Annotated in this window: 23 protein-coding genes and 3 pseudogenes; 19 read left to right on the forward strand and 7 right to left on the reverse strand. The window is 56.8% G+C overall.

The features are described 5' to 3' along the window. The first annotated feature begins 371 nt into the window (after window positions 1–371). A pseudogene (locus T18_RS28125) lies at window positions 372–601 on the forward strand (type II toxin-antitoxin system prevent-host-death family antitoxin). Window positions 602–654: 53 nt separating this feature from the next. On the opposite strand, the gene T18_RS25450 reads toward T18_RS28125, so the two are convergent. Then, window positions 655–1719 carry a class I SAM-dependent methyltransferase gene (locus T18_RS25450; protein WP_038495619.1) on the reverse strand — a complete coding sequence of 355 codons (1065 nt, stop codon included), beginning with the start codon at window positions 1717–1719 and terminating at the stop codon, window positions 655–657. Window positions 1720–1957: 238 nt separating this feature from the next. Here T18_RS25450 and T18_RS25455 point away from each other — a divergent pair, with 238 nt between their 5' ends. Both T18_RS25455 and T18_RS25460 read left to right on the forward strand, forming a co-directional pair. Continuing rightward, a complete protein-coding gene (locus T18_RS25455) occupies window positions 1958–2770 on the forward strand; it encodes a nickel-binding protein (protein ID WP_038495622.1) in 813 nt (270 codons plus the stop codon). 466 nt (window positions 2771–3236) lie between these two features. Further along, complete coding sequence (locus tag T18_RS25460; RefSeq protein WP_013762451.1) at window positions 3237–3785, forward strand: GNAT family N-acetyltransferase; 549 nt, start codon at window positions 3237–3239, stop codon at window positions 3783–3785. A gap of 396 nt (window positions 3786–4181) precedes the next feature. Here the strand turns inward: T18_RS25460 and T18_RS25465 are convergent, their stop codons facing one another. Then, window positions 4182–5348: a serine hydrolase domain-containing protein gene (locus T18_RS25465; protein WP_038495626.1), complete on the reverse strand. Its 1167-nt coding sequence runs from the start codon at window positions 5346–5348 to the stop codon at window positions 4182–4184. Between the two features lie 16 nt (window positions 5349–5364). Further along, a complete protein-coding gene (locus T18_RS25470) occupies window positions 5365–6573 on the reverse strand; it encodes an MFS transporter (protein ID WP_038495627.1) in 1209 nt (402 codons plus the stop codon). A gap of 90 nt (window positions 6574–6663) precedes the next feature. On the opposite strand from T18_RS25470, the gene T18_RS25475 reads away from it, so the two are divergent. Then, window positions 6664–7560, forward strand: a complete 897-nt coding sequence (locus T18_RS25475) for a LysR family transcriptional regulator (protein ID WP_038495630.1) — start codon at window positions 6664–6666, stop codon at window positions 7558–7560. A gap of 132 nt (window positions 7561–7692) precedes the next feature. Further along, on the forward strand, window positions 7693–8130 hold the full coding sequence (locus T18_RS25480; RefSeq protein WP_233284990.1) for an SDR family NAD(P)-dependent oxidoreductase: 438 nt from the start codon (window positions 7693–7695) through the stop codon (window positions 8128–8130). 935 nt (window positions 8131–9065) lie between these two features. Here T18_RS25480 and T18_RS28130 read toward each other — a convergent pair. Continuing rightward, window positions 9066–9215 (reverse strand): nucleotidyltransferase domain-containing protein, encoded by a 150-nt coding sequence (locus T18_RS28130; RefSeq protein WP_323131579.1) that lies wholly within the window; start codon window positions 9213–9215, stop codon window positions 9066–9068. Window positions 9216–10079: 864 nt separating this feature from the next. On the opposite strand from T18_RS28130, the gene T18_RS25495 reads away from it, so the two are divergent. The 9 genes from T18_RS25495 to T18_RS25535 are packed head-to-tail and all read left to right on the forward strand — an operon-like array spanning window position 10080 to window position 19749. Further along, complete coding sequence (locus tag T18_RS25495; RefSeq protein WP_233284977.1) at window positions 10080–11471, forward strand: ABC transporter substrate-binding protein; 1392 nt, start codon at window positions 10080–10082, stop codon at window positions 11469–11471. A 22-nt stretch (window positions 11472–11493) separates the two neighbouring features. Further along, window positions 11494–12438 (forward strand): ABC transporter permease, encoded by a 945-nt coding sequence (locus tag T18_RS25500; RefSeq protein WP_038495636.1) that lies wholly within the window; start codon window positions 11494–11496, stop codon window positions 12436–12438. Beyond that, window positions 12435–13250, forward strand: a complete 816-nt coding sequence (locus T18_RS25505) for an ABC transporter permease (RefSeq protein ID WP_038495639.1) — start codon at window positions 12435–12437, stop codon at window positions 13248–13250. The genes T18_RS25500 and T18_RS25505 overlap by 4 nt, the downstream gene beginning before the upstream one ends. A 3-nt stretch (window positions 13251–13253) precedes the next feature. After that, entirely contained in the window at window positions 13254–14918 is a 1665-nt protein-coding gene (locus T18_RS25510; protein WP_038495642.1) for an ABC transporter ATP-binding protein, read from the forward strand. After that, complete coding sequence (locus tag T18_RS25515; protein WP_038495645.1) at window positions 14915–16471, forward strand: serine hydrolase domain-containing protein; 1557 nt, start codon at window positions 14915–14917, stop codon at window positions 16469–16471. The genes T18_RS25510 and T18_RS25515 overlap by 4 nt, the downstream gene beginning before the upstream one ends. Then, window positions 16464–17321, forward strand: a complete 858-nt coding sequence (locus T18_RS25520) for a creatininase family protein (protein WP_038495648.1) — start codon at window positions 16464–16466, stop codon at window positions 17319–17321. The genes T18_RS25515 and T18_RS25520 overlap by 8 nt, the downstream gene beginning before the upstream one ends. After that, window positions 17314–18012 (forward strand): RraA family protein, encoded by a 699-nt coding sequence (locus tag T18_RS25525; RefSeq protein WP_038495650.1) that lies wholly within the window; start codon window positions 17314–17316, stop codon window positions 18010–18012. The genes T18_RS25520 and T18_RS25525 overlap by 8 nt, the downstream gene beginning before the upstream one ends. Continuing rightward, a complete protein-coding gene (locus T18_RS25530; protein ID WP_038495653.1) occupies window positions 18009–18902 on the forward strand; it encodes an N-formylglutamate amidohydrolase in 894 nt (297 codons plus the stop codon). The genes T18_RS25525 and T18_RS25530 overlap by 4 nt, the downstream gene beginning before the upstream one ends. 13 nt (window positions 18903–18915) lie before the next feature. After that, window positions 18916–19749: a hydrolase gene (locus T18_RS25535; RefSeq protein ID WP_038495655.1), complete on the forward strand. Its 834-nt coding sequence runs from the start codon at window positions 18916–18918 to the stop codon at window positions 19747–19749. 31 nt (window positions 19750–19780) lie between these two features. Here T18_RS25535 and T18_RS25540 read toward each other — a convergent pair whose 3' ends face one another. Further along, window positions 19781–20518 (reverse strand): sucrase ferredoxin, encoded by a 738-nt coding sequence (locus T18_RS25540; RefSeq protein WP_233284978.1) that lies wholly within the window; start codon window positions 20516–20518, stop codon window positions 19781–19783. A gap of 147 nt (window positions 20519–20665) precedes the next feature. Next, a complete protein-coding gene (locus T18_RS25545; protein WP_046205632.1) occupies window positions 20666–21604 on the reverse strand; it encodes a GntR family transcriptional regulator in 939 nt (312 codons plus the stop codon). An 836-nt stretch (window positions 21605–22440) separates the two neighbouring features. On the opposite strand from T18_RS25545, the pseudogene T18_RS25550 reads away from it, so the two are divergent. Beyond that, a pseudogene (locus T18_RS25550) lies at window positions 22441–22919 on the forward strand (Lrp/AsnC family transcriptional regulator). Between the two features lie 121 nt (window positions 22920–23040). Here T18_RS25550 and T18_RS25555 read toward each other — a convergent pair. Continuing rightward, window positions 23041–23676: a hypothetical protein gene (locus T18_RS25555; protein ID WP_038495665.1), complete on the reverse strand. Its 636-nt coding sequence runs from the start codon at window positions 23674–23676 to the stop codon at window positions 23041–23043. A gap of 50 nt (window positions 23677–23726) precedes the next feature. Between T18_RS25555 and T18_RS25560 the strand changes: the two genes are divergently transcribed. The 4 genes and pseudogenes from T18_RS25560 to T18_RS25575 all read left to right on the forward strand — a co-directional run. Continuing rightward, window positions 23727–23951 carry a hypothetical protein gene (locus T18_RS25560; RefSeq protein WP_038495668.1) on the forward strand — a complete coding sequence of 75 codons (225 nt, stop codon included), beginning with the start codon at window positions 23727–23729 and terminating at the stop codon, window positions 23949–23951. Between the two features lie 4 nt (window positions 23952–23955). Beyond that, complete coding sequence (locus T18_RS25565; RefSeq protein ID WP_121556217.1) at window positions 23956–24627, forward strand: hypothetical protein; 672 nt, start codon at window positions 23956–23958, stop codon at window positions 24625–24627. 102 nt (window positions 24628–24729) lie between these two features. Continuing rightward, window positions 24730–25197: a hypothetical protein gene (locus T18_RS25570; RefSeq protein WP_038495671.1), complete on the forward strand. Its 468-nt coding sequence runs from the start codon at window positions 24730–24732 to the stop codon at window positions 25195–25197. Window positions 25198–25502: 305 nt separating this feature from the next. Continuing rightward, a pseudogene (locus T18_RS25575) lies at window positions 25503–25967 on the forward strand (DJ-1/PfpI family protein); the annotation flags it as partial. Window positions 25968–26416: the final 449 nt, after the last annotated feature.

A 26416-nucleotide genomic window follows, 5' to 3' on the forward strand; every position in this document is an offset into this window, starting at 1 on the left:
CCTGCGATCCCAATAAAGCCCCATCACGAGGCTTTTTGCGTTTTTGCCCTTCGATCGCCTGGCTCGGCTCAACAGTTTGTCAAGTATCGCCCTCTCGTTGAGGAACTCTGTTTTCCTCTTGCCAGAAGCAAACGTCAGGATCGCGGCCAGATTGCCGCGCAGTACGATCACCAGTTCCGCACCATCTGGCACGAGATCAATGCGGTTTACCAGCGTGCGAAGCTTGTCGGCCGCCTGTGCCCTCGTCGCCTCGTTGCAAAGCTGGTCGTGAAGAGCAGCGATCTCCTCATGATAAAATTTTGCCAGATTGGGATGCCGCAGGGGAGGTGGCTCCTCCGCATTGCGGATTTCAGATTACATAGAGGTTTCCGATGACCATGACACGTTTGTCCTGCAGTGAAGTCGATCTTGACGTTAGCAAGGCAAAGAAAGCCGCCCAAGCGGGACCTGTGATCATCACTCATCGCGGCAGGCCATCTCATGTGTTGATGACGAACCCGAGTTCGAGCGCCTCACCGGAAAGCGCCGCAACCTCGTCGACGACGCAAGAGCACGAACGGCTGATCCCCACCAAATCTCGTCGCCATGTTCCGCACTATGAACTGGCAAATGCTCTGGTCTACAATGCCGGCGCGCAACGCTCCCGAAACACTTCTAAACCCGCGCTTCCAGAACCATGTTGAAAGGCCCGGTGAAGGCTCGCCTGATGCTGGAAAAGCCACCCGAACGAATGACCTCTGAGAGCTTAGCTTCGCCGGCCTGAGCTCCCAATCCTTCACCAACCTCCTGGTCAAGTGACGTTGGCACGCAGATCATCGTTGATGCATTGTAGTAAAGGCGGCCGACAGGATTCATATTGTCCGCCGGCCGGTCGCCCGCGATAGGTTCAACGATCATCCAGGTGCCGTCCTTTTTAAGGATACGAGACATGTGCCCCGCACACCCACGCGGATCACCCATATCATGCAGACAGTCGAAACTGGTGATGAGATCGAAATCCGTATCCTTGATGTCTTTGGCCGTCGCCGCCACGAATTTCACCCGGTCGTCCACCCCATGGCTTCGGGCATGCTTGTTCGCCTCTTCTATGGATGGCTCGTGGAAGTCATACCCTGTGAAGCTGGCGTTGGGGTAGGCCTCGGCCATAAGAATTGTCGAGAAACCGACGCCACAGCCGACATCGGCGACCCGGGCGCCTTTCACCAGTTTGTCCTCGACGCCATGAAGGGCGGGCAGCCACGATTGGACAATATTGTTCACATATCCCGGCCGAAAGAACGCGCCCGTTGCGCAGAATAGGCAACCTGCAGTGTCACCCCATCGCACCCCGCCGCCGGTCCGGAAGCTGTGCTCAACCTTGGGCTCTCCCTCGATCATCGCCGCGACCAGATCGAAAGCTCCTTCGAGATAGACGGGGCTGTCCTTGTTGACAAACACCATGGCCTGCTCGGGTGAGAGACTGAACATCCCGGAACCGCTGTCGTAGTCGATGTAGCTGTTTGCCGCCTGTGCCAGCGCCCACTCCCTGACGTAGCGTTCCAACAGGTTACCGGAGGCTGCCGCAAGGCCTGTGGATGTTAGCGGTCCGGCGCGGTGCAACGTATCGAACAGGCCCAATCTCAAGCCAATCCTGACAGTTGGAACACTGAAGGCTCCCCCTAGATCGCCCAGCATTTTGCCAATAAAAGAATTCAGTTTTGTTTCGTCGAGCTGTGTCATTTCATTCCCCCCAATTAATTGAGTTGGCGGGCAAAGGCTGACCGAAAATTTACGCGTCAGTGAATGCTCGTAGGCGACGTAAGATAGCCGAATACCCTGAATTTGTCACGCAAACCAATATCGCTCTATCGGTGGTCCGCTCCTGACTAGCGTTACAGGTAAGAGTGATGGACGATGGCGCGGGGAAGTCGTAAACTGGCTTCAAGACCAGGCAACGATATACTCCCGGGAGGAAGCAATGCCTATCTTCATGGACCGGCACGAGCTTGCCGGAGTTTCAGCGGCGGATATCGCCGCGGCACACCTTAAAGATCTCAACATTCAGGATCAGTACGGCGTCAGGTTCCTGACCTACTGGTTTGATGAAAGGCGTGGTACGGCCTTTTGCCTTATCGATGCTCCAGACGCTGAAACTGCGCAGTGCGTACATCGGGAAGCCCACGGATTTGTCGCCAGTGAAGTTGTGGAAGTCGCTCTCTCCGCTGTGGAAGCGTTTCTCGGGCGAATACAGGATCCCTTGTCGCTTGCTACCATCTCGAAAGATATGGATGCCGGCCACCGTGCGATCCTGTTCACTGATATTGTCGGTTCAACCGAGATGACGGCCCGCCTTGGCGATCGTATGGCGGCGGAACTAGTCCGCGCACACGATGCCCTGGTTCGCGGTTGTCTCGGGCGACGGTCGGGGCGGGAGGTCAAGCACACCGGCGACGGCATAATGGCTGTATTCTCGTCCGTACCGTTTGCCGTGGATTGCGCCATTGATATCCAACGCGAGTTCCATCGCTACAACAGCGGCAACGGTGAGCCCATTCACATCCGCATTGGACTGGATTGTGGTGAGCCGATCGAGGACAGCAATGATTTCTTCGGTGCGACAGTGCAACTGGCAGCCAGGCTCTGTGCCGCGGCCGAGAGCGACCAGATCCTGATATCGGACAAGACCTTCCAGGAATATGGCAGCGCCGATGTCCTCGTCCATGGCAATCAATACAGACTGAAAGGATTTGCCGACCCGGTCATCGCCTATCGTTGCGAGTGGCTGCACTAGCGACGTGATTTGAAATCTGATGTAGAAATGACCATCAAATGGTGATCTGCGCGGAGCCACCGTGCGGTTTGTTCGGTCGGGCAACACCGCCCTGATGTCTGGCGAGGTGTGGACACCTGCCCCACCGCCGGGCGGCCGCTCTGCGAAGCCGGAAAACTCTAGCCTCAGCTGGTCCAGAAACCTGGGGCGGTTCAAAATGGGCCGGACTCTAATTTATTCTGGAGGAAATTCTCAGTGGCAGGTCACGGTCACTTTGCAATTCAATGTCGCCTTGGTTGGGAGCATATTGATGAAAAGTGCGGCATTAGATAGAAAAACCACAGAATTCCATTTCAGGCACTGATTTCCATGGCTAATTTGGGAAATCTATAAACGTCGCATGGGATCGGCCGCAAGTAATGTACGTTGCGCCGCCAAGCGGTACGCTGCAATGGCGCTGGCAAGAGCGCGATCAAGGATCGATGGAATGGACTTGGCGTATCGCCTCCCGGAGGAATTCTTCACAGAGCGGTTTCTAGTCAGGCGGGTTCAACCATCTGATGGCGACGCAATCTTTGCTGGTTGGGCAACTGATCGTGAAGTGACGAAATATCTCACTTGGCGTCCGCACACAGACCTTTCCCAGACGCAGGAAGCTGCGGAACGCTCCTATCTGGAGTGGGAAGGTGGCTCCACGTTTCCAGCGGTCATTTGCCGACGCGAAGTGCCGAGCGAACTTGTTGGAAGGATTGACGCGCGACTGGCGGGACCGCGAGTTTCCTACGGTTGGCTTGTCCGGAAGGATCACTGGGGACAGGGCGTTGCGACTGAAGTGGTAAAATGGGCAATCGAGCATGCCCTTACCCATCCGATGATCTATCGCACCGAGGCAGCTTGTGATGTCATGAACGTGGCCTCAGCACGTGTGATGGAAAAGGCTGGTATGACCCAGGAAGCGTTGCTTCGGCGGTATCTTTTCCATCCAAATTTGTCGAACGAACCAAGGGACGCTTTCCTGTATTCCAAAGTTCGCTGAGAGCGTCCCGGGTTACCAATCCGGCTGTAGCTTCCCGCATAAACCAACTGGGTCTCTCACGAGCGACTCCTATGCGAAATCCAAGGTAAAACCTGGATCATGTTCAGGATGATACGCATACAGCTCTAATCTCCCCGCGGCCTTCAGTCGCCGGACGGTGTCAACATCAGGATGCGCCCGCCCTAATCGTGGCGATTCTTCACGAATGAATGGATCTCATGAAGCTGTTGGCTAATCGTGTGAACGAATGATATTTCGGTGAAGGGAGATTATCTGCGCGAGACGGAAAAATCGTTTTTATAGCATGGTCGCAAAGAGGGGCGCCTGTTTGAACCCGCCTCAAGGCGTAGTCTTCGATTAGAATTGTTGGATAGCATCGCTAATTTCACTTCTCGCTCATGACGCCTCCGCCATCGCTGCATAGATCGCCCGACTGATATCGGTAGAAAACCGCCCGGCGCCGGACATGCCTTCAAATGCGGTATTGGTCAGGGCCACAACTGTCAGGCCGTTGCTTGGGTCAGTGAACCAGCTATGCCCGTAGGCCCCGCCCCAGCGCCAGGTGCCTGCCGGCTCGGCCACGCCTGCGGCCTGGCTGTCGCGCAGCACCGAAAAACCGAGACCATAGCCCCAGCCCGGCGATCCCTCGATGTCGATCCCGGCGATCTGGTCACGCGCCATCACGGAGGCATGATCGGCAGTCATCATATCTCCGCCGCCCTGCCGTAACGCTTCTATCAGCTGCAACACATCTAACGCTGTGCCGACCATACCAGCGCCGCCTGAAGGAAAAGCCTTGGTATCAAACACCCGTGATGGATCCATCATGACGCTTGCCATACCGGGGAGCAATGGCAAGCAGTCCGGTTCGTGCATCCGGCGGGGACGTGGCGTGGCGTCCGCGTATGCAGCCGTAACCCGGGATGGATCGGAAAGCGCAAAACCGGTATCCTTAAGACGGAGCGGCTCGGTGACGAGCTTGCGGATGGACTCCGGCAAGGCGAGCCCTGTTGCCGCCTCAATCACCGCACCCACAACATCTATCCCCAACGAATAGCGGAATGCCGACCCCGGAGCGGAGGAGAGGGGGACGCCGGCAAGGCGCCGGATGTTGTCGGCAAGCGTCAGGTCGGCGCGGTCCATACCGTCCGACACGCCTGCTTGGGCGAGAGGCCCGCCTTCCGGCTCAAAAAAGCCGTAGCTGAGCCCTGCGCTGTGACTGAGTAGATGACGCAAGGTGATAAGAGCCGGTCGTCCCTCGAAGGTCGGCGTGAACGCCGGTAGCCATTCCGTGATTGGTCGATCGAGATCCAGTATCCCGCGACTGACCAGCGCTAGGGCAGCCGCAGCGGAGAAGAGTTTCGAGACGGAGGCCAGTCGGAAGATAGCGTCAGTTCGCATCTCCGTGCCGGCATCCCGGTCGGCGAGCCCTGCTGCGCGGCAATATATTGTTTTGCCGTCGAGCGCGACAAGGACGACAGCACCGACGATGCGTTCGGCTGCAATCGCGCCGTCTATCACGGCGTCCAGGCGCGATACGATCGAAGAATTTGAGGATGTCATGAGAATTTCCTTTGGATCAGGGATTGGCAGCCAGTGGGAAGGCATGATGGTGTGCAAGAAGTGTTGTGATGAATGCCGGGACGAGGAGGATAAGAATGGCTGGGGCGAAGCCGCCAACGCCACTCTGCTGCAGGATCAACCCGCCGACGATACCGCCACCGGCGATGGCCAGGTTCCAGGCGGTGACCAACATGGATTGAGCAACATCGGCAGCATCGCCTGCGGTATTCGAAAGAGCGGTCTGAAACAGCGTGGCGGTTCCGCCAAAAGCGAGGCCCCAGACCGCGATTGCACCGTAGACAACCGCTGGGTTCTCACCCCATAGCCCAAGCGCCAGCGCTGCAAGCCCGAACAAAGCGATGCTGGCGAGCGACAGGCTTCGCAGTTGGCGGTCAATCAGGACACCGACGATCCAGATGGCTGCCAGTGCTGTCGTGCCGAAGACCAGAAGCACAAGATCGGTCCGCGCTGCCATGCCGGCCTCGACCAAGAACGGGGCGATATAGGTGTACAGGATGTTGTGAGCGAGGACGAAGGCAATGGTGACGAACAGGACCGGGCGCACGCCGGGCAGAGTAAACACCGTGCTGAGCCCGCGGCGACGCTCCATAGGCTGGCCTTCGAAGTCCGGCACCTTCGCGATAACCCAAACAACCAGTACCAGAGTCAAGCCGCTGATGAGGCCAAAACACGCCCTCCACCCGAGGAGGGTGCCCATAAAAGTACCGGCCGGAATGCCAAGCGACAGCGCGAGCGGCGTGCCCACCATGGCCACCGCGATAGCCCGTCCCTTTAGTGCCTCGGGCACCATGCGTGCCGCATAGCCTGCGAGCAACGCCCAGAGCAACCCGGCCGAAACGCCGGCACAAGATCGTGCGACCATCGTCAGCAGATAGCTAGAGGAGACGGCTGTAACTGTATTGGCGATTGCGAAACCGGCGATGGCAGCGAGGAGTAACCGCCGCCGTCGTATGCCTTGCGTCGCCGCCGTCAGCGGGATCGCGGCGATGAGCGATCCAATCGCGTAGATCGTCACCATCTGGCCCACCAGTGCGTCCGACACGGCAAGGCCCGCGCCGATCTGCGGCAGCAAAGCTGCGGGCAACGCCTCGGTCAGAATGGTGATGAAGCCGGCCATGGCGAGTGCGAGCAGGCCCGAGAGCGGCAGACGACGAGGTTGGGGCGGGTCGACGGGGGACGCGGCGAATAAGTGCATGTTTGTCATGCCCTGACCATAAGCCGGTCGCCGCGATTGGAGAATTATGCTAGAGTTCTCATCATATCGGACATAGATGTCCGCAATAGGGATCAGTGGATGGAACATCTCGGCGCATTGAATGCCTTCGTTCAAACGGCAGATTGCGGTAGTTTTGCGGGTGCAGCCGCGAGGCTTGGCGTTTCTGGCTCGGCCATCGGAAAGGCGGTCGCGCGGCTGGAAGAGCGGCTTGCCGTTCGCCTCTTCCATCGCTCGACGCGCTCGTTGATGCTGACTGCGGAAGGAGCTCTGTTCCTCGATCGCTGCCGCCGCATATTCAGCGAGATCGAGGCCGCTGAACTGGAGCTGTCGCAAATCCGTCAGGCGCCGCGCGGACGTCTTCGTGTCAGCCTGCCACTAATCGGCATGCTGATGATGCCCGCAGTCATGGCCTTCATGCGTGCCTATCCCGAGATCGAGCTTGACCTCGACTTCACCGACCGGCTGGTGGATGTGATCGACGAAGGTTTCGACGCCGTGGTCCGCACCGGCGAAGCCCGGGACTCGCGATTGATGATGCGTCGGGCAGGGGCATTCTCGCACCGGATCGTCGGATCGCCCGATTATCTCGCGGCGCGTGGCGTGCCTTCGACGCCCGACGATCTGCTCGGTCACGCCTGCCATCATCACAAATATCCGTCCACCGGCAAGCTGGAGCGCTGGCCGATGGTGGCGGACGGCGCGGCCCTTGAACTTGTTCTTCCCGTGACATCGGTAGCAAGCACGCTCGAGCCGCAGATCTGCCTAGCCGAGGGGGGCTTCGGGCTTGCATGCCTGCCGCAATTCGCGATCCGGGAGCAGCTCCGGCGAGGTACGCTGGTCAGCGTGCTTGAGGACTATATGCAAGAGGTCGGTGCCTTCCACATCCTCTGGCCGGCAAACCGGCATCCCTCGCCGAAGGTGTCCGCCTTCGTCTCCTTTATGGCTGAAAACCTTCTGCGTGAGCAACATAGGTGATTTGTCATTCGCGCGTTCGCACCACGCCTCGCGGCCTTAGGCCTCACTGGCGGCAACGGACGTTCGCTTGAAAGGATCAGGAGATCGTCCGCGCCTACGTGGCCAGCGCAAAGGCCAAAGCGGCGCGACGACATTTCCGCCCATTCCGAAGGCCGCTCGCCAGCACTCGGCCAGCCGCCTAAGGCATGGCGTTCAGCGGTCGATTCGAGGCGGGTTTCGATCTTTTCGATCACCGATGCGCTTGCATACGGCATGATCGAACGTCAATGGGGTCGCATCATCACCATCGGTTCATCGGGCATCGAGCGGCCCATTGCCGGTTTCGCCCTGTCGAAAGCGGTTCGCGCCGCGGACGCCGGGTGGTCGAAAATGCTGTCGACGGAGCTCGCGCCTCACGGGGTCACGGTCAACATGATCCTGCTCGGCCGGGGTGGCACCGACCGCGTCCGCGTGCTGGATGACATCAGGGCTAGAAACACCGCGCTTGAGCTAGCTGCCGTGCAGGAAGCGTCGCGAACGGACATCCCCCGGAGAGAACGAGTTCAATCATGGTCGGTCAAATATGCGTAGCTCGGGCTTGATCTCAAACTGGTAAGAACACCGATACCATGGTCAGCAACCAAAAATTCGAATCTTCCCGGTTCAAGACTAAGGGGGACATAACCGGTGTCGTTTCGTTGACTGCGGGTCGACCACTTTGGCCCAGAGTCCGTAAAGCGCTGCGACGAATTTACTACTGTGGTCGCTGGAAAAAAACCGGCGCTGGTACTAAGCCGCTTAAGTCGATTGACCATGTCTGTGCAAGCGTCGGGGTTTGAAACCAACATGGTGACGGGCATTAATCCGAACGGATGTAGTTCTTCGAAAAACCACGTACCTCCCCGATGAGTAATAACGTGACCGAAATGCCGAGGGTCCAACCACCTCGACCCGTTGCGTCCCCGCAGGTGCGCGGGAAAGATATGAATCAGCTCAAGGAATGCGCCTAAGGACGGTACCCGATGGCAGGTCGGCCACGTCCACTGCGCCGTTCTGCAGGGCCAAGGAAACATCGTCGGTGAAATCGTTTGTAAGCGCTTCGATGAGTCACCTTTGGACTGATGCCGTATCTTGGTCATGGTAGCGACCGCGAATAAAGAGGACCTCTTCGTTAAGGTTGTGCTCCAGCAACTCGGCGCTAACACGAGCAATTCATCGGGAGCGTGCCGTGATGCTTCGGAGACGATTTCCAGCCCACGGTTGACGGCAAGCTTGTTCAAAGTCCGCTAATGTCTTACCGGTCGTGTGGCTCTGAATGCCTTCAATTTCTTCCAGCATTTCCGCCAGAACAGGCTCTACTTTTCGCTTTACCATCAAAATGCTCGAACAGCCGATTGGTCGTTGTCGCGGCGAAGCATGGGATGGTGGCTATTGCGAGTGGTCACATCGACCTCTATGGCCAGCTTTTCTTCAAGAAACTGCTGAACCCCAAGTAGGTCCAGAAGCGAGAACTTTTTGGAAGGGTCTTAATCAATGAAAACGTCTAAATCGCTGGAAGAGCCGGCTTCATCCCGCGCTGTTGATCCAAATAGATAAGGCCCGTCGCGCCCATGCCGTTTATGGCGCGATCGTGCTTCTTTAAGCGTCGGATGGCAATGGTTCGGTCCATGACCCAAATGTTATATCAACCTCCGAAAACCACCTACATGCTTTACCTATTACAGACCGGGCGACATGATCGGGCCAAAGAGGGCTGCTGCGCAGCCTGCCCGGTCTGATCCTGGAGTGAATTTAGTCCATCCCGCCTTTCTCAGCCCGGTTTAAGATATGGGTAAAGCGGCGGTGGATACCGATTTCCATGGCCAGCATTCGGCCGACGATGCGTCGATAACTGTCGATGTCAGTGGTTTCCACCGTCAGGAATAATAGACGCCACCGCCACTGACTAGCGGGACACAATTTCCGCTTTGGCGCTGACAGCGCTCTAGAAGCGTTTGAAATCCACCGGCGATGGCTGGCCAGTGTTACGTCCATCAGCACCCAAACGGGCAGTTGTTCAGCCCTTGATAAGCGGGCGTGAAAACCAGTGACCAAACCTTGTGCCTCAATCCGTTTCAATCGCGCCCAAGCCGGGGTGGTCGACAAACCAACGGTTACGCCGGCGTCTGTTTGGTCAGGCGTCCGTGGAGCTTCACTGCCTCGATAATGCGCAGGCCTATTACATCCAGTTTCAGTTTTTCCTCCATGGGCCGCCGCAGACAGTTGCAGCATGATGTAAGTGGGGTGGCTCGAACATGTTCCATGATGCATATCGAAACATGCTTGACTATGATTTTTACATATGAAATGTTTTTTGCATCAACATAAAACAAGAGGGCGAACTTATGTCACTGTCGAAACCGGCCTTGCGTGCATTATTTGCATCTGTGGCCCTGACTCTTCCCGGATTGGCTGTAGCCAATACGCTGAACGTGCAGATTACCGCTGATATCAGAAGCTCCCAACCGGGCATAAACCGCGATGCTGGCACGGATTCCGTCATGCTCAACGTGGTTGAAGGGCTGGTTGCTGCAGGTGAAAAGGGTGAAGTTCGCCCGATGCTGGCTAAGGAATGGACGGTATCCGACGATGGAAAAACCTATACATTTACGCTGCGTGACGGCGTGAAATTCCACAATGGCGAGACGATGACCGCTTACGATGTGCAGTGGAGCCTCGAGAAGCTAATTCGTGACCCGGAATTCAGCTGCAAGACATTTTTTGATGGGAGTCGCGACGCACGGGTCCAGACAATCGTGGCGAAGGAAAACACGGTTATTGTTACGCTTGATCGTCCAGATGCGATGTTCCTGAACTACATGGCGCAGGCGCAGTGTGGATCCACCGGTATCGTGCACCGTGCCTCGTTCGGAGATGACGGCAAGTGGAAGGCGCCAGTCGCCACCGGTCCGTTTGAGTTCGGCGAATGGAAACGCGGGCAAGGACTGACACTGAAGAAATTCGCTGACTATTCTATCTCAGGAGAGCAGCCCGATGGTTACGGCGGACGCAAGGAAGTTCTTGTTGATGAGGTGAAATATGTTGTTGTGCCGGACACCGCAACGGCGGTGGCCGGTCTCAAAAGTGGCGCTCTTGATGTGCTGCCCTACCTGCCGCCGGGTGAGGCCGCAAAGTTGAAGGACGAAAAGGACTTCAACATTGTTGCGGCTCCTCACGGTGGCCTCGTGACCATGCTGTTCCAGACCGCCGATCCGTTGATGTCGAAGGTTGCAATGCGTCAGGCTGTCATTGCCGCGCTGGATACACCGCAGATCGTTGATTCCGTAACCTACGGGCTGGGTGTTCCCAACAATTCGCTCGTTGCGTCCGGCTCGCTTTATCATACGGCGGCACATGACAAGGGTTACAGTTATGACCCTGATGCCGTGAAGGCACTACTGGCCAAGGCCGGTTACAAAGGCGAGAAGATCAACATTCTCACCAACCGTCGCTCGGCCATCAACTATGATACCGCAATCATCGCGCAGGCCATGTTGCAGTCTGCCGGTATCAATGCGGAAATCGAAGTACTTGAATGGGCAAGCCAACTCGACCGCTTCAATAGCGGTAAATACCAGATCATGGCATTCAATTATTCCAACCGTACCGAGCCGGCGCTCGCCTATCAGACGGTTGTCGGTTCGAAAGCCAAGAAGGCCAATGCTGTCTGGGATGATGCTGATGTTAGCAAACTCGTCAATCAGGTGCTGCAGGAAACCGATCAGGCAAAACGTCAGGCGATCTTTGATGACCTGCATACCCGTTTTCTGGAGCAGGCACCTTTGGTCATGCTCGCCAACGGTCTCGATGTCGGCGTGTCCGGCCCGAAGGTAAAGGGATATCGCACCTGGCAGGGCTTCGCCCGCTTCTGGGGTGTTGAGAAAACCCAGTGAGAATGACTGGCGGATACTGACCATGCTGAAATTTGCCCTGAGCCGATTATTGTCGGCAGTCCCCACCCTGTTCATCGTCTCGGTGGCGGTGTTTGGCCTCATCCGCCTGATACCCGGCGACCCGGCCAGTCTGATGCTCGGCGATCTCGCCGATGCGGATGCGCTGGCCGCCGCCCGCAGGTCGATGGGACTGGATAAACCCGTGCCACTGCAATTTGTCATCTGGCTTGGCAATGCCGTGCAAGGTGACCTCGGCCACTCTGTGCTGAATGGCCAGCCGGTGCTTGATCTTGTGTTGCAGCGTTTTTCGACCAGTGCGTGGATGGTGCTGATTGCAGTTGGTCTTTCCGTTCTTATTGCCGTGCCACTCGGCATGGCGGCGGCATGGAAACAGAATGGGGGACTTGATCTTGCTATTGTTGCTATGTCCACGTTGCTGCTTTCAATCCCGACCTTCTGGTTGGGATTGATGATCCTGCTCGGCTTCGGGCTCAAACTCGGCTGGTTACCGGTACTGGGTTATGTTTCGGTCACTGACGACCCGATTGCCGGATTGATCTACCTGATCATGCCAGTGGCAACTCTGGTGCTACATGAAGTAGGCATTATCGTTCGTATGGCCCGTGCCTCGACGCTTGATGTGCTGCGGCTGGATTACATTACCCATGCCCGCGCCAAAGGGTTGGATGAGGCGGCGGTGCTTCTGCGCCATGCGGCACGTAATGCTTTTGGCCCAACCTGGACGCTTATTGGCTTGGTTCTTGGCAACCTTCTTGGCGGTGTTGCCGTGGTGGAAACCGTGTTCACCATTCCAGGCCTCGGTAGACTGATAGTCGATTCCATTTACGCTCGTGATTACGCTGTCGTGCAGGGTTGCTTGCTGTTTGTGGCCGTCACTTACCTGCTCGTCAATCTGCTGGTTGACCTGCTCTATCCCCTGTTCGATCCGAGAGTGACTGCAGAATGAAACGCCATCAACGAAACCGTATCCTCGGCGGCGCCCTTCTCGCCTGTTTTCTCGGGGCGGCGCTTGCCGGACGCATCTGGACACCTTTCGATCCGATGCGCATCGATCTGCGCTCCAAGCTGCAGGCACCAAACGCTACTCATTGGCTTGGCACCGATGAATTCGGTCGCGACGTGTTGTCTCGGCTAATGACAGCAGCAGGAACCAGTGTCTCTATTAGCCTCGTGACGGTGTGCATTGCAGTTCTCGCCGGCGTGTCGTTTGGTGTTCTGGCGGGTTACGCCCGTGGCTGGACGGACCGCGTCATCATGGCATTGAACGATGCGCTACTCGCTTTTCCCAGCATGTTGCTGGCTCTGGCATTGCTGTCGATTACCGGTGCCAATATGTACGGCATCATTCTGGCGCTCGGCATTGCCTATACGCCCTCCATGGTGCGGGTGGTGCGCGGTTCGGTGCTGTCACTGCGTGAACGGGAGTTTATAGAAGCGTCCCGCATCATGGGCAATTCGGCTGTCTATACCATGTTCCGCCACATAGTGCCGAACTGCCTTGGTCCGGTAATCGTGCTGGCAACCTCCATGTTCGGATCGGTCCTGCTGACTGAGAGTGCACTCAGCTTCCTTGGTCTTGGTGTGCCTCCGCCAGCGCCGACTTGGGGCAACATGCTGGCCAGTGGCCGTCCCCACATCGCCGAAGCTGTCTGGCTCGGCATCTTCCCGGGTCTCTGCATCTCCCTGTCACTACTTGGCATAAATCTGTTCGGAGATGCGATCCGCGATCGTTTCGACCCCCGCATGCGAGGATTGTAAGCAATGAAACAGCCTCTTATTCAGGTCGAAAATCTTAGCCTTTCCGTAAACGGTATTGATGACCACCGTATCGTAAGCGATGTTTCGTTCAGCGTTGGTGCGGGTGAAATCGTCGGTATTGTCGGCGAAAGCGGTTCGGGAAAAACCATGGTGGCACGTAGTCTCATGGGTCTCCAGCCACCCGCTATCGCCATCTCGGGCGGCGATATCCGTTTTGAAGGCCACTCTGTACCATCAATGAAAGGTAAGGAAATCCGCGCATTGCGTGGCTCCCGGCTGGGCATGGTGTTTCAGGAACCAATGACCTCGCTCAATCCGTCGATGACCATTGGCAAGCAGCTTGAAGAGCCACTGAAACTTCACACACGGCTGGACGCCGCTGCACGGCGCGCCAAAATTCTTGAGATTTTGCGGCGGGTCGGCATTCACGATCCCGAAGGTGCGTTGCTGGCATTCCCGCATCATTTTTCAGGCGGCATGCGCCAACGCATGATGCTGGCATCTGCCATGCTGCTGCGACCATCCCTGCTGATTGCGGACGAGCCGACGACAGCGCTTGACGCGCTGGTACAGCGCGAGGTGCTGGAACTGATGCTCGAGATGGTGCGGAGTGAAAACACGGCACTGTTGATGATCAGCCACGACCTGCCCATGGTGGCGCGCTACTGCGACCGCGTCATCGTCATGCGGCAGGGGGAAATTGTCGAGCAGGGTCCGGTTGCGGACATCATTTCCAATCCACGCCATTACTACACACGCGAATTGCTGCAATCCATGCCGATGCGTGGGCCGTTGAGAGACATTGATCCGCAATCAAAGCCCGTCATGGAAGTGCGCGGCATTGAGGTCACATACAGTGCCCGCGCAGGTTTTATGGCGCCGCGAAAGACCAAAAAGGCTTTGCATGGTGTCGACCTTGTCGTGCGGCCGGGTGAAATCGTGGCGCTGGTCGGTGCCTCCGGTTCCGGCAAGACAACGCTTGGCCGTTGTATTGCCGGGCTGGTGCCTGCCTCTGCCGGCCGCATTTTCTTTGCCGACGAAGAGGTGAAGCCGGATTCGCCCGTGTGGCGCAACTACCGTCTCAATTGCCAGATGATCTTCCAGGACCCGTTCGGCTCGCTCGATCCGCGCATGAAAGCACGCGATATCGTGGCGGAAGCCTTGCGTCACGACACCACATCGACGCGGGAAGAAAAGCTGCGCCGCACCCGCACTACTCTGGAAGAAGTGGGCCTCGACGGGCGTTATCTCGACCGTTTCCCGCATGAGCTTTCCGGTGGTCAGCGTCAGCGCGTGGCGATAGCACGTGCCATTGTCGGGCGACCGCAATTCGTGATCGCAGATGAGGCGGTGTCGGCGCTTGACGTTACCGTGCGCGCCAAAGTGCTGGAACTGCTGGCTGATCTGCAGAAACGCTATGGTTTTTCGTGCCTGTTCATCAGCCATGACCTCGGTGTGGTTGAGCAGCTTGCCGACCGGGTGGTGGTGATGCGTGATGGCGCGATCGTTGAGCAAGGCAATCGCGACGATATTTTTGATGCTCCACGATCGGAATATACACGTGCCTTGCTTTCGGCCATCCCAACCCTGACCCGCACAGAAACCGGCGTTTCGCTGAATTGGCGTTTCGTAGAAACGGAAAAACAGCAGGCGGATGCATTGCAATGAAAATGACAACAGTAACCACGGATCTGCCACGAGCAACTCCAGACTCGCGTGGCACAGATCCGGCGATAATCCTTGCCATGCTGGATGAGATCAAACGTCACGATCTCGAATTGCATAGCCTTCTCATCTGGCAGGATGGCGCGCTGATCACCAGCGCTTACTGGGCACCTTATTCCCTTGCCCGCCCGCATATGATGCATTCCGTGACCAAAAGTTTTACCTCCATGGCTGTTGGTTTGGCCGTTTCGGATGGTCTGCTGTCGGTCGATGATGCGGTGCTGCAATTTTTCCCTGACTATGCAGGACCGGTCGACGATAACCTGCGGGCCATGAAGGTACGGCATCTGCTGACCATGACCAGCGGTCATGGGCGCGGCATTTCTGGAGGCTCCTGGCGGCGGGTGCTTTCAAGCTGGGTGGAGGATTTCCTGCGCCAGCCCACACCTCACAATCCTGGAGAAGTTTTTGTCTACGACAGTGCTGCAAGCTACATGCTGTCAGCCATCGTGCAGCAGGTCACGGGACGGATGATCGCGGATTATCTCTCTGAGCGGATATTCCAGCTGATGGGCATGTCTACGAATATGACATGGGACACAGGCACTGACGGCGTCAACACCGGCGGCAATGGCCTCAGTTGCACCAGTGAGGACATGCTGAAACTCGGCATATTGCATTTGCAGGGTGGCGAATGGCAGGGCCGTCAGCTTTTGTCGCGCCAATGGGTGCAGGCGGCAACCGGCATGCAAGTTCGCGACGTGGTGCTCGGTGTGTTTACCGGCGACCAGTATCTTGGCCCAGACGAAGTTGGAGATGGTCAAAAGGTTAGCCGGCGCGAAGGCTACGGATATCAATGGTGGCGTGGCCCCCATAACAGCTTTTCCGCCAACGGTTTGTTTGGCCAATATTGTATCGTCCTTCCGGACGAAAACGCCGTCGTGGCGTTTACCGGCGGGTTGGAAGACACTGATCGCCGTGTCCATCAGCTTATCTATGACTTGCTGCGTCCAGCGCTCGGTAAGGGTGGCGGTACATCGGAGAGTGCCGAGAAACTGGACGCGCGTCTGGCTGGGTTGCGGCTTGAAGATTATGAGGACAAGGCGTTTTCGTCGGACAAAGTGCCGTGCGGGACCTGGATGGTCGAGCCCAACGATCAAGGTATCGAAAGCATCGCTCTTGCCGCCAACAATAACGAACTGAGTGTCACTCTTCGCGATGCGGATGGTGAACATCAAGTACGGGCCGGATGCGGTTTTTACATTGAAATTGTTACCACAATACCCGGCGCAAGGCTGCACCATTCCTACCAGCCAGTCGGCGGATTGAGGGTCTTGGCCTCGGCCCGCCTTCTTGAAAATGACGGTGCCGACACGGTTCTGGAAATGGATTGGATATTCGTTGAAACGGCGTTTCGCGATACTGTTCGCTTACGCTTTATAGACGGCTCGATGATCCTTTCGAGGCGGGTAAATGTCAATTCATCCGAGCTTGAATTACCTGACATCAAGGGGCGACTGCTGGAGCAGCATGCAAGGGAGAAACAGCATGGTTGACAATGAACCGGTTGCGATTTCTCACATGACGCATGAGACATTTGCGGAGCGTATGAAACGCCCCGCAGTCATTCTCATTCCGCTTGCTTCGCAGGAAGAGCAGGGGCCGCACGCGCCGATGGGTGATTTCATGCTGACCGAACGGCTAGCGGAAATGAGCGCCCGGGCGGGCGACGGGCTGACAGCGCCTGTGCTGCCGTTTGGTCATGCCGAATTTTTCCGCGCCATTGCCGGTGGAATTCAATTGCGTGCTGCGACGTTCATCGCTGTGCTTGAGGATATCCTGACCTCCTTCCTTGATCACGGTTATGAACAGCTGCTGATTTTCAATGGTCACACAACGAATGCACCGCTGATCGATCAGGTTTGCCGCAAGTTGCGCCGTGAAAAAGGGGTGCTGATACCGGCGCTGAACATTTGGCAGAGCTTGCCGGATGGTCTGTGGAAGACACTTTACGGTGATGACGCCGCGCGCGCGCGCGGCCACGGCGGTGAACCGATGACTTCGGTCTATATGCATCTTTTTCCCGAACTGGTTCGAACAGAAGCGATGCGCGATCCCGCGCCGCGTAGCAGCGTGTTCGGTCTGCCCGTTGGTGGTGTCTCTGCCACTCGTTTTGACGGAATACCGGTCCAGATACCGCTTGACTGCACCGAGGTCGATCCGGCCGGTATGCTCGGTGGTCGAGCCTCATTGGCAAGTGCTGAAAATGGTCAGGTGATTTGTGGCCATATAGTTGGCCATACTGCGCGGTTGATGCGCCATCTCGCCGGTTTCGATCCACGAAATGCCGTACAGCCTTTTGAGGCATCTGTCGCAGGGCCGTCGCAAGGAGAAAGCCATGACTGAATTACGTATCGGTGCAATGCCGGTTACGCCTCCCCAGGTGGTTATCGAGGCGTTGCAGCAGATTGAAACGGCCAGTGTCGGGCATCTGCGTCATACCGGTTTTATGAGCGGTTCCATTCAAGCGGTCTTGCCGCAGCAACAGGCCCGTGCCGGTGTTGCCGTCACGCTCGCCATTCCCGCCATGTGCTCGACGCTGTTGCATTACGCGCTAAGCCAGATGCGCCCCGGCGACATGCTGGTAATTGATCGGTTGGGTGACAGCCGCCATGCCTGCCTTGGCGGTGCGGTTGCACGGGCTGCGCGCGTGGCAGGTGTTGCCGGTGTCATCATTGACGGGCCGTGTACCGATGTCGCGGAAATCATCGCCGAAGGGCTGCCCGTCTGGTGCCGCGGTGTTTCGTCTGTCACCACCCGCCAGCTTGATCTTGGTGGCACATTCAATCGACCGATCGCCTGTGGTGGTGTGCCGGTTTTGCCGGGCGATATCGTATTGGCGGATGCTTCCGGCGTGGTGGTGCTGCCCGCGGATGAGGCGGCAGACATCGCTGATATCTGCATTGCCCGTCAGACACGTGTTGCCCGCACCATGCAGCGGCTGCTCGATGGCGAAAAGCTCGGTGACATCACCCGCGCGGTGGACAAGGTGAACGCGCGCCTCAAGCCAGGCGCAACGGAAGGAACACAAAAATGACCCCGCTCTATGGCCAGTTGCAAGATATAATGCTGGAAGGCGTACTTTCGGTGATTGCACCCCGCACGCCTCTGGCTCCGATGGTGTTTGACAGCCCCCATAGCGGTCTGGACATGCCTAGGGGATTCCACCCTGCTGTTTCCGCAGAGCGAGTGAGAGTAGCCGCAGACACCCATATCGATGATCTGTTTTCGTCGGCATGTGATGTCGGTGCGCCGTTACTGAGCGCGCGTTTTCCCCGCAGTTTTCTCGATGTGAACCGGTCCTTGCTCGATATGGACACCCAGCTTGTGGACGGTGATTGGCCTCATCCAGTGCGTGAAAGCGCAACGGCGAAACGCGGCATGGGGTTGATGTGGCGTTACGCCTGGGGCGATGAGCCGATGTATGCGGCACCCATGAGTGTGGCGGAAGCTGAGACGCGGATCGTCACCTACTGGCAGCCCTACCATGAACATTTGGCTGGCCTGCTGAATGCCGTCTACAGCCGGTTTGGCCGTGTTTATCACATCAACTGCCATTCGATGACCGCCGTTGGCCATGCGATTTCGTCTGATCCGGCGGGAACGGTGCGGGCAGATATTTGCCTTGGCGATCTGCACGGCGGGTCAGCCTCCAGCGAATTTATAGCGCTGATCACCGAAACTCTTGAAGCGCAGGGGCTGGTCGTTGCGCTCAACAAGCCATTTCGTGGGGCGGAACTGGTTGCAGCCTATTCGAATCCGGCCCTTCAACGCCACAGTGTGCAGTTTGAAATTAACCGCAAGCTCTACATGGACGAGGCAACTCGCGAGCGTAACGATGGTTACGAGGCATTAAAGGGCGTGCTTGCCCGTATGAACCGCGTGCTGGCTGATTACGCCAGCCAGCAACCACCGAAAAAACTTTAAAGGGAATTGTCTCATGTTCGTCCAGCAAAAGGCCGTGCCACTCAATTTTTATCGCCGTGGCCGCACACCGATCTTTGCTTCGCGCATGGATCAGCGCTTTTCGTGGTGCTGCTATATTCCCAAAGGATATGATCCGGCCGGTGAAACCGTGCATCCGCTTGCCGTCCTTGTTCATGGCAGCCTGCGCGACGCTGATATCCTGCGCGACGAATTCATCGACTTTGCCGAACAGCATCAATGCGTCCTGCTGGCACCGCTTTTCCCGGCGGGTATTGATGATGCTGATGATCTGCACAATTACAAACACATGATCTATCACGGTATTCGTTACGATCTTGTTCTGCTGGACATGATTGATGAGCTGGCGACGCGTTACCGTGTCGAGAAGGACAAGGTGTTGATGCACGGCTTTTCCGGTGGTGCGCAATTTGCCCATCGTTTTTTCTATCTTCACCCGCGCCGACTTCGTGCCGTTTCGGTGGGTGCACCCGGTACCGTCACGCTTCCCGATGATCGCGCCAATTGGTGGGTCGGTTTGAACGGCATGGAAGAGATATTCGGCCAGCCCATTGATATCGACGCGATGCGTCAGGTGGCCGTGCAGCTGGTGATCGGTGACGCGGATGTCGAAACCTGGGATGTCACCGTCGGGCCAAAATCACCCTTCTGGATGGAGGGCATCAATGACAGCGGCGAAACCCGCGTTGAGCGTTTGCGCACGCTGGAAAAGGGTCTGAAGGCGATTGGTGTCGAACCGCGTTTCGATACGGTTGCCGGCATCAGTCATGATGGCACCGGCATTCAGCCGCCCGTCAAGGCATTTTTTACAGCAGTTCTCAAAGACTGATGAAAGTTTGGCCGGAGACCTACGAAGTTGGTCAGTCTGTGGCCTGAACAGATGTGGCGATCCACCGCGCCACATTTTTTGTGCCCTCAGGTTCACCAATCGTTACACAGCGTGTGCTGACCTCCAATTCACGTCTCTCAATGGTTATAGTGGTGTGTTGCGTGCCAATCGTCGCGTGAATATGAACTTTGTCGGGGTTGGAGATGTCGCTCTCCGTCTTATGAAGTGTCGCCGCTCCTGTAATGCCGCGCTGTCCTGCCCATTCTAGCAGCGCGATTTCTGCCGTCTGCGCAGGCGCATCGTAGGAGGGGTTGCCGCGATAGGCAGGCAGGTAGGGAATGCCCTGTTCAAGGCAGTTGAGAAAATCTCCAACTTGAAATGGTTCCAGTCGGCTGTAGCGTGCCCTTTGTGGTAAAACGACAAGCGAGGCGGCAAATCGGCATCCACCAAGATGGGTGGATTGCAGAACACGAAAACGATTTGGATCGGCTGCCTGCCGAAGAGCCTTCCATGTCGCGAAGCCGTAACGGGCGCAGCAAGGGTCCTGCTTTCCGTCGGTGCAGCATACGATGGTCAAGCGTGGGTCATGTATGCCCCCAATCACGCCCCCATCGGCGATATGCATCAGCAGCTGTTCGGCTTCCTCAGGCGTAGCATGGTGTCTAACTGTATCTAGATGCGTGAAGCTGACGTCATCGCCATCCACCATCGCAACATGAATGCCTGCGGCGTTTGCGGCCAAAATCGCTTGCCCAAGCCCCTCTGACATGCCGTGCGACTTCGTGCGTGGCACACGCCAGTCACCCCGGGGCCAGTGAAGCAGGACATAGCTTTTTGATGACGGGCCAAGCCCTGATGCCGGTTCGCCCCGCTCGGCACACAGATCGCGGCAAAATATGCGTGACGCCATCCGGGATCAGTCGCCCAGCCGGGTGGGTTGGGCCTCGTTACTTGCGGAAGTACGGCTGAGGTGCCGGAAAAGGATGGCTGAGGCCAGCTTTCGGTCATCGCTTTTAATGGCTTCGAGGATTGCCAGGTGATCACGCGCCGCCTTGCGCACACCAGCCTCGCTCAACTCGGCGAATTCGGCATATTCCGTCATGCGCCGCAGGCCGTTTTGGCGGCGGATCGCCTGCTCAAGAAAGCGGTTGTTTGCCCAGGAAACAACAGTTTCGTGAAAGCGTGCATTGGCCTCAAACCACGCGGACCCTTCGATCGATGCCAAGGGGGCATTGAGCAAAGTTGTCTGTTCGCTTTCGAGCGCCAGCAACATTTCCATATCGACGCGGAATGTATCCTCCATGACAGCGCCGCACTCAATGATAGCGCGGAAAGCATAACTTTCATTGACTGCCTGCCGGTTGTCGAGACATTCGGCAAAACGCCAGCCGTGCCCTTCTCGTCGCTCGGCCAGTCCTTCAGCAGACAGACGCATGAGCGTGCGACGCACGACCCCGCGTGACGTGCCGAAGTGTTCCAGCAATTCTGTTTCGGACGCTTCGCTGCCGATCAGGCCGTTTGCTCTGGCATGCATAATTTGCCGGTACAACACATCCATCTCTGATGGTGGCACAATCTCCTCAAAGCGGTCATCTGAGGAAGGTACGCGCACGAGGATGAAGCCGCGATTTTCGGTTTGCGTTAGAACTCCCTTCTCAGCAAGGAATTGCAGTACCTGCCGAACAGGCGTACGCGAGATGCCGAATTCGCGGGCGAGTGCCGCATCCGAGATCTTCCCACCGATTGGCCACTTACCCGCACGGACAATTGGTATCAGTTTTCGAACAACTTCAATCTGTAAAGGACTAAGAGCGCCGTTTACAACACTCTTTGACCCTAGGATGTCACTTCGCATAGCCACTTATTACAAGTCCAACCCATAGAACGATTTATGTGTCATCATAATACAAATTCGGGGTCGATCTAAAGCGAATATTTGGTTGTATGCCTCTTTTCGTTGCCTTTACATTTTTGGAACGCAAAATAGTTGCCTTTTTGGGTGGAGTTCCAAAGCGGCCTCGACACCAATCAATTCCTTCTTACACGTCGGAGTATGGGCTATACGTGCTGGAGGCCCAGCGATCCATCGCTTGATAGAGGACTGGTTCGAGATCGAGGCTGGCCACTCTGTGGCTCCGCTCGACATCCTAATCTTTAAGAAAGTATTGGATTACAGATAGTTGGCCTGATTTTTGCTTCGTGTTGTAGGTCAGAATCCCATCAAGGCGAAAGACCGTTGTAAGGAAAATTATCTAGTATGGCTGCGGTTTAAGAAAGGCAGTCATGGCAAACGCACGAAGGTCAGATCCTGATGATGCGAGTGAACGCTCGTGAAATATTGTTCGACATAGCTGATGGGATGAGCGCACGTTTTGAAGTGACGTGGATTGCGACAGCGCGTTGCGGGAACAGGATCAGCAGCTTGGGTCAACGGGATGCAAGTGAGCGGCGCTGCCTTTCGGCGGGTACCCCTTTTCTGCGCCCGCCGCGATTCCCAGATGTCCTCAACTTGTTCTCGTTGACGATAATCGAGCGCCAAGCGGGTCCTCATGAAGGGATAGATGATGAAAGCTTCAATCTACGACAATCCGGGTTCGCCTTTGGTCCTCGTCTATGCGGATGTGCCACATCCCATCTGCGGGTCGGACGAGGTATTGATCTCCGTGGAAGCGATCCTGTAGTTTTCCTATTATGTCGAAGGCAAAAGCCCCTCAGAACCTTCAAGTTGCGAAATCAACGCCGGATGCGACGGACGCCCAGATTCTTGGTGCACTCGATTCCGATGCCCGCTTGTCGATGAGCGAGCTTGCCCGCCTTGTCGGCATGTCCGCACCGAGCGTGTCGGAGCGCGTTCGCCGGCTTAAAGCCGGCGGCGTCATCCGAGGCTTCACGGTCGATGTGGACACGCGCGCCATCGGCTACCAGATCAGGGCAATGGTGCGCATCCGGCCGCTCCCCGGCAAACTCCACCTCGTCGAACGGCTCATTCAGGAGCGTCCGGAATTTGTTGAATGCGACAAGATCACTGGCTACGAAACTTTCCTTGCTCGTCTCGTAGTCCATACGATCGAGCAATGGACGACGTCCTCGAAGCGCTCTCGGAACACGCCGTCACCAGCACCGCCGTTATCAAGGGAACGTCCGTCAAACGACGCTTGCCGCCCCTGTAGCAAAAAATCAGTCAGACTGTCTCAAAACGCCGGGGTACCTGACTATCCCGTTGCGGTCTTCACATGATCCATGGAACTGCGCCGGTCATTCTCGAAGCATTCAGCGCGATTGAGGCTGCTGTTACTTGACCGCACCATTGAGATAGAGGTCTTCCCCTCGCTGAAGCGGCGTGAAAATGAAGTCGTCTTTTCTAAGAAAGCGGTCAAACCAGGCTAAAAGATCATCTTTGCTCGATGAGTTGCGATATCCGACCAGCTTGACGGTCAAGGGAGCACTGAAGGCTATGTCAAAGGCGGTGTCGAACTGGGTGGTGCCTGAAAGCTGAGCCGAAAACATGCCACCACCGTCGTGACGAATGGAAATTTCCGCACGAGCAAAAAACTCATCGCTGTAGGTGGTGATAAGGCCTGGTGCTTCCCACCAATCCTCACTCGTCAAGGCGTTTGGAGTTCCTTCGCCCTGGAAGTCGACGCGGATTCCCTGGAGGCTGTGATAGTCCCGGTTTTCGAAGCGCTTCCACGGTATTTTGAGCCACTGTGTATCCAGACCCGGGTTCAACCACTGGGAGACGTCATCCTCGGGGTCATTGTTGGAATCGAAGAAGAATTTCGGAGATTTCACTTCTAAATCCAGCACGACGTAGTCCTCCAGCTCCTGACCGGGCCAGGATCCACTTGAGGCCCGCAAGGTGATGCGTGGCTCTTCGACTGGAAGGTCGAGTGGATAGCTCTGATAAACTAGCTTAAAATGTCCCATGCGGTTCCTCGGCCTGAAAATTCCTCGTGGATTCCTGAAGATAGCGATTGATGGTCTATTTTGCCATCGCGCATCTTTCTGGAACAGGCCACTCCCAATTGCTGCTTCTGGCGGGAGCGGTTGACGATTACGTGGAGCCGCACAACCCGGTTCGCTTTTTCGAGGCCTTCGTTGAGGGCCTCGATCTCAAGGCTGTCGGCATCGTACGGGTCGACGCGAAGGATACCGGCCGGCCGGGCTTCGATCCCGCCGATCTGCCTTCTTGTGGAAAATAGTGACATGGCGTCTCCGCGAGCACAAGAAGCAACGATCATGGTTCGAAAACTAGCGCGCGGTATTCTAATCGCCCTCTTGGTCGCATTGTTGATTCCATCCGGGATTGTAGCGATGGCAATGTTAACCTGGAAGAACGACACGCCGACGGCGTCGAAGGCGTCCGGATTGTCGACACGGGTCATCATATCGGTTGACCAGCCGCTGGGTAAAGAAGGAGGGGCGATCATCGTTTCCGGGCGTCCGATCCCCGTTGACGAGTGGCGCGCCATAGAGGCGGGCGGCGGCGACAATAGCAGGAAAGAATTCAACCTACGTGTATCGTCTCCCGCATCCATCGTCGACTTTGTCTATCCGCAGAGCGGCACGTATAGTTTCAAGCTCAAGCGTGTGTCCTCGGACAACGCAACACCTCTCACGACACGGCAGATTCGGATCGGCAGCGCCGAGGTCCACGATCCTGAAACCGATGATCCGGTGACCTGGCCGTCGATGAGCGTTATTCATGTCGAAGGCGATCGTTATGATGCGGGCTGGGCGCGGATATTCGCCTCGACCTTTGATGGGGCCTTCAGGCAGGAAGACAAGGATGCTTTATCGATTCAGCGCTTCGCTGCCGGACGTGTTTTATCGCTGTCACAAAGTGCGATCGAAGCCGTCGTACAAGACAGCAAGTAAGGGATGGAGTGGCATCGCCGTCAGCGACGACGATTGCATCGAAGTGGTCTCGGTTGTTCGGCTCACCATTACTGCAGAAAAGCGGACAGGAGAGGAAAAATAGTGGCTCTGCTTTTTGATGACGCGCTTGATGAAAAGCGGCTTCTGCGCCCTGCATTCCTTCATGCGCATGGCTTCAAAGCTCAGGTACTGCCCGACGTTCTCGACAGGGCTGCGTTCCTTGTTCTAGCAGGGATTGCTGGAATTCCCGGCGGATCCGTCACCATCTTTCATGCCGAGTTCGGCAAGCAGGTAGAGAGAACGACCTGCTCCGATCCGGTTAGCGCCTGGAGCTGTATTTTTGAAGTTTTCCATGAGGACGTCATCCTGGAGTTTTCACCTAGCGCCCTTTTTGCGTGGCTCCCCGCTGGCGAGCGCTTTCACGTTGTGTTCGGGAGCAACGAGATGATCGCCCAACTTGGCAATATGCGAGTTGAGGCCGGCTCCTTTTCCGCATTCGTCGACGCGTCGCACCTGACCGAGAAAGGCAAGCAAATCCTGCTCAAAGCCTATGAGCGATACACGATATGAGGTTGCGCTTTCGGGCGTGCAGTCATTCACGTCGAGTAAGGGCCTGCGTTCGAGCAACGCCGGTGCAGCGATCAACGGAGCGGAAGATGACAACAGCGTACCAATTCCGGGCAACTTTTCTGGCAGCGATACTGTCGATAGGTTTGGCTATCAACGTTGCATCAGCAGAATCTGGCAACGATGAGTCCCGCGACTGGATAATCAGCGGGACTGAGCTGATCAAGGCGCTCGAAGGAATATCCGATAATGGCGCTCCGCAGAGTGAGGCTGGTGGTATCATGTCGCGCGCTCGCGGTAGTGCTTATATAGCTGGCGGCGGTGGCGTAAATCCCTTGCTGACCGACACGGAGACGCTGGATTTCGTACGGTCCTAGGCGACAACGGCGCGCTTTGTCACCTCCGTCTGCACCGGTTCACTTGTGCTAGGTCAGGCCGGACTGCTCGCCGGCAAACGGGCCGCTACCCACTGGAACGCAATGGATTTTCTGCAGCGGTTCGGGGCGATCGCGGTGGATGAGCGCGTTGTTCGCGATGGCACGCTGATTACGGCAGGCGGTGTTACGTCGGGGATCGATTTCGGGCTTGCCGTCATTGCTGAGCTGATGGGACGGGACGAGGCAGAAATAATTCAGCTGTCACTCGAATACGCACCGGCACCGCCCTTCGATGCCGGTGTGCCTGGCCGGGCCCGTGAGGAAATTGTCGAGGCGGCCCGTCAGCGTATGGCTCTGTCGCGAGAGGAAAGGGAGGTTTTGCTGGCGGGGGAATAGCTGTCTTTTGGTGAACGCGCGGACGAAAAGGAAAATACTTTTGCTGCCTTTCGCGGCTATTACCGTCGCAGATTTTTTCCTTGTCGGGATATTTGCTGTATTTCCCCGCGTCACCGCAAAAAAAGAAACCCTCCGGCCCGGAGGGTTCGAGTGGTGCCGACCTTACAGGGTTGCAAGGAAGAGGGGCGGAGGGGAAATGTCCGTCGGGTCATTGAATGCGCGGAAGGACGAACGGTTCCCCGCCTAGCGGAATATTCGCACGGGCCTGCGTTTTCCTGCTGTTTGTGATCCCCTGTTGTCCGCGGCGAGGAGAGGAAAGGGCCCATCTTCAGGGGCCCTGTTTCTTTACGCGCTCCGGAAGGATGGTTCTCACATCCGCATCCCCGGCCGCCTGGTCAATCCGAGGGTCAGCTTCTGCTTTTCGACGAGCTCCGCCCGGTGCGCTCGCT

The sequence above is a fragment of the Rhizobium sp. TBD182 genome, from assembly GCF_001950375.1.
In the GTDB taxonomy this organism is placed as follows: Bacteria; Pseudomonadota; Alphaproteobacteria; order Rhizobiales; family Rhizobiaceae; genus Agrobacterium; species Agrobacterium tumefaciens.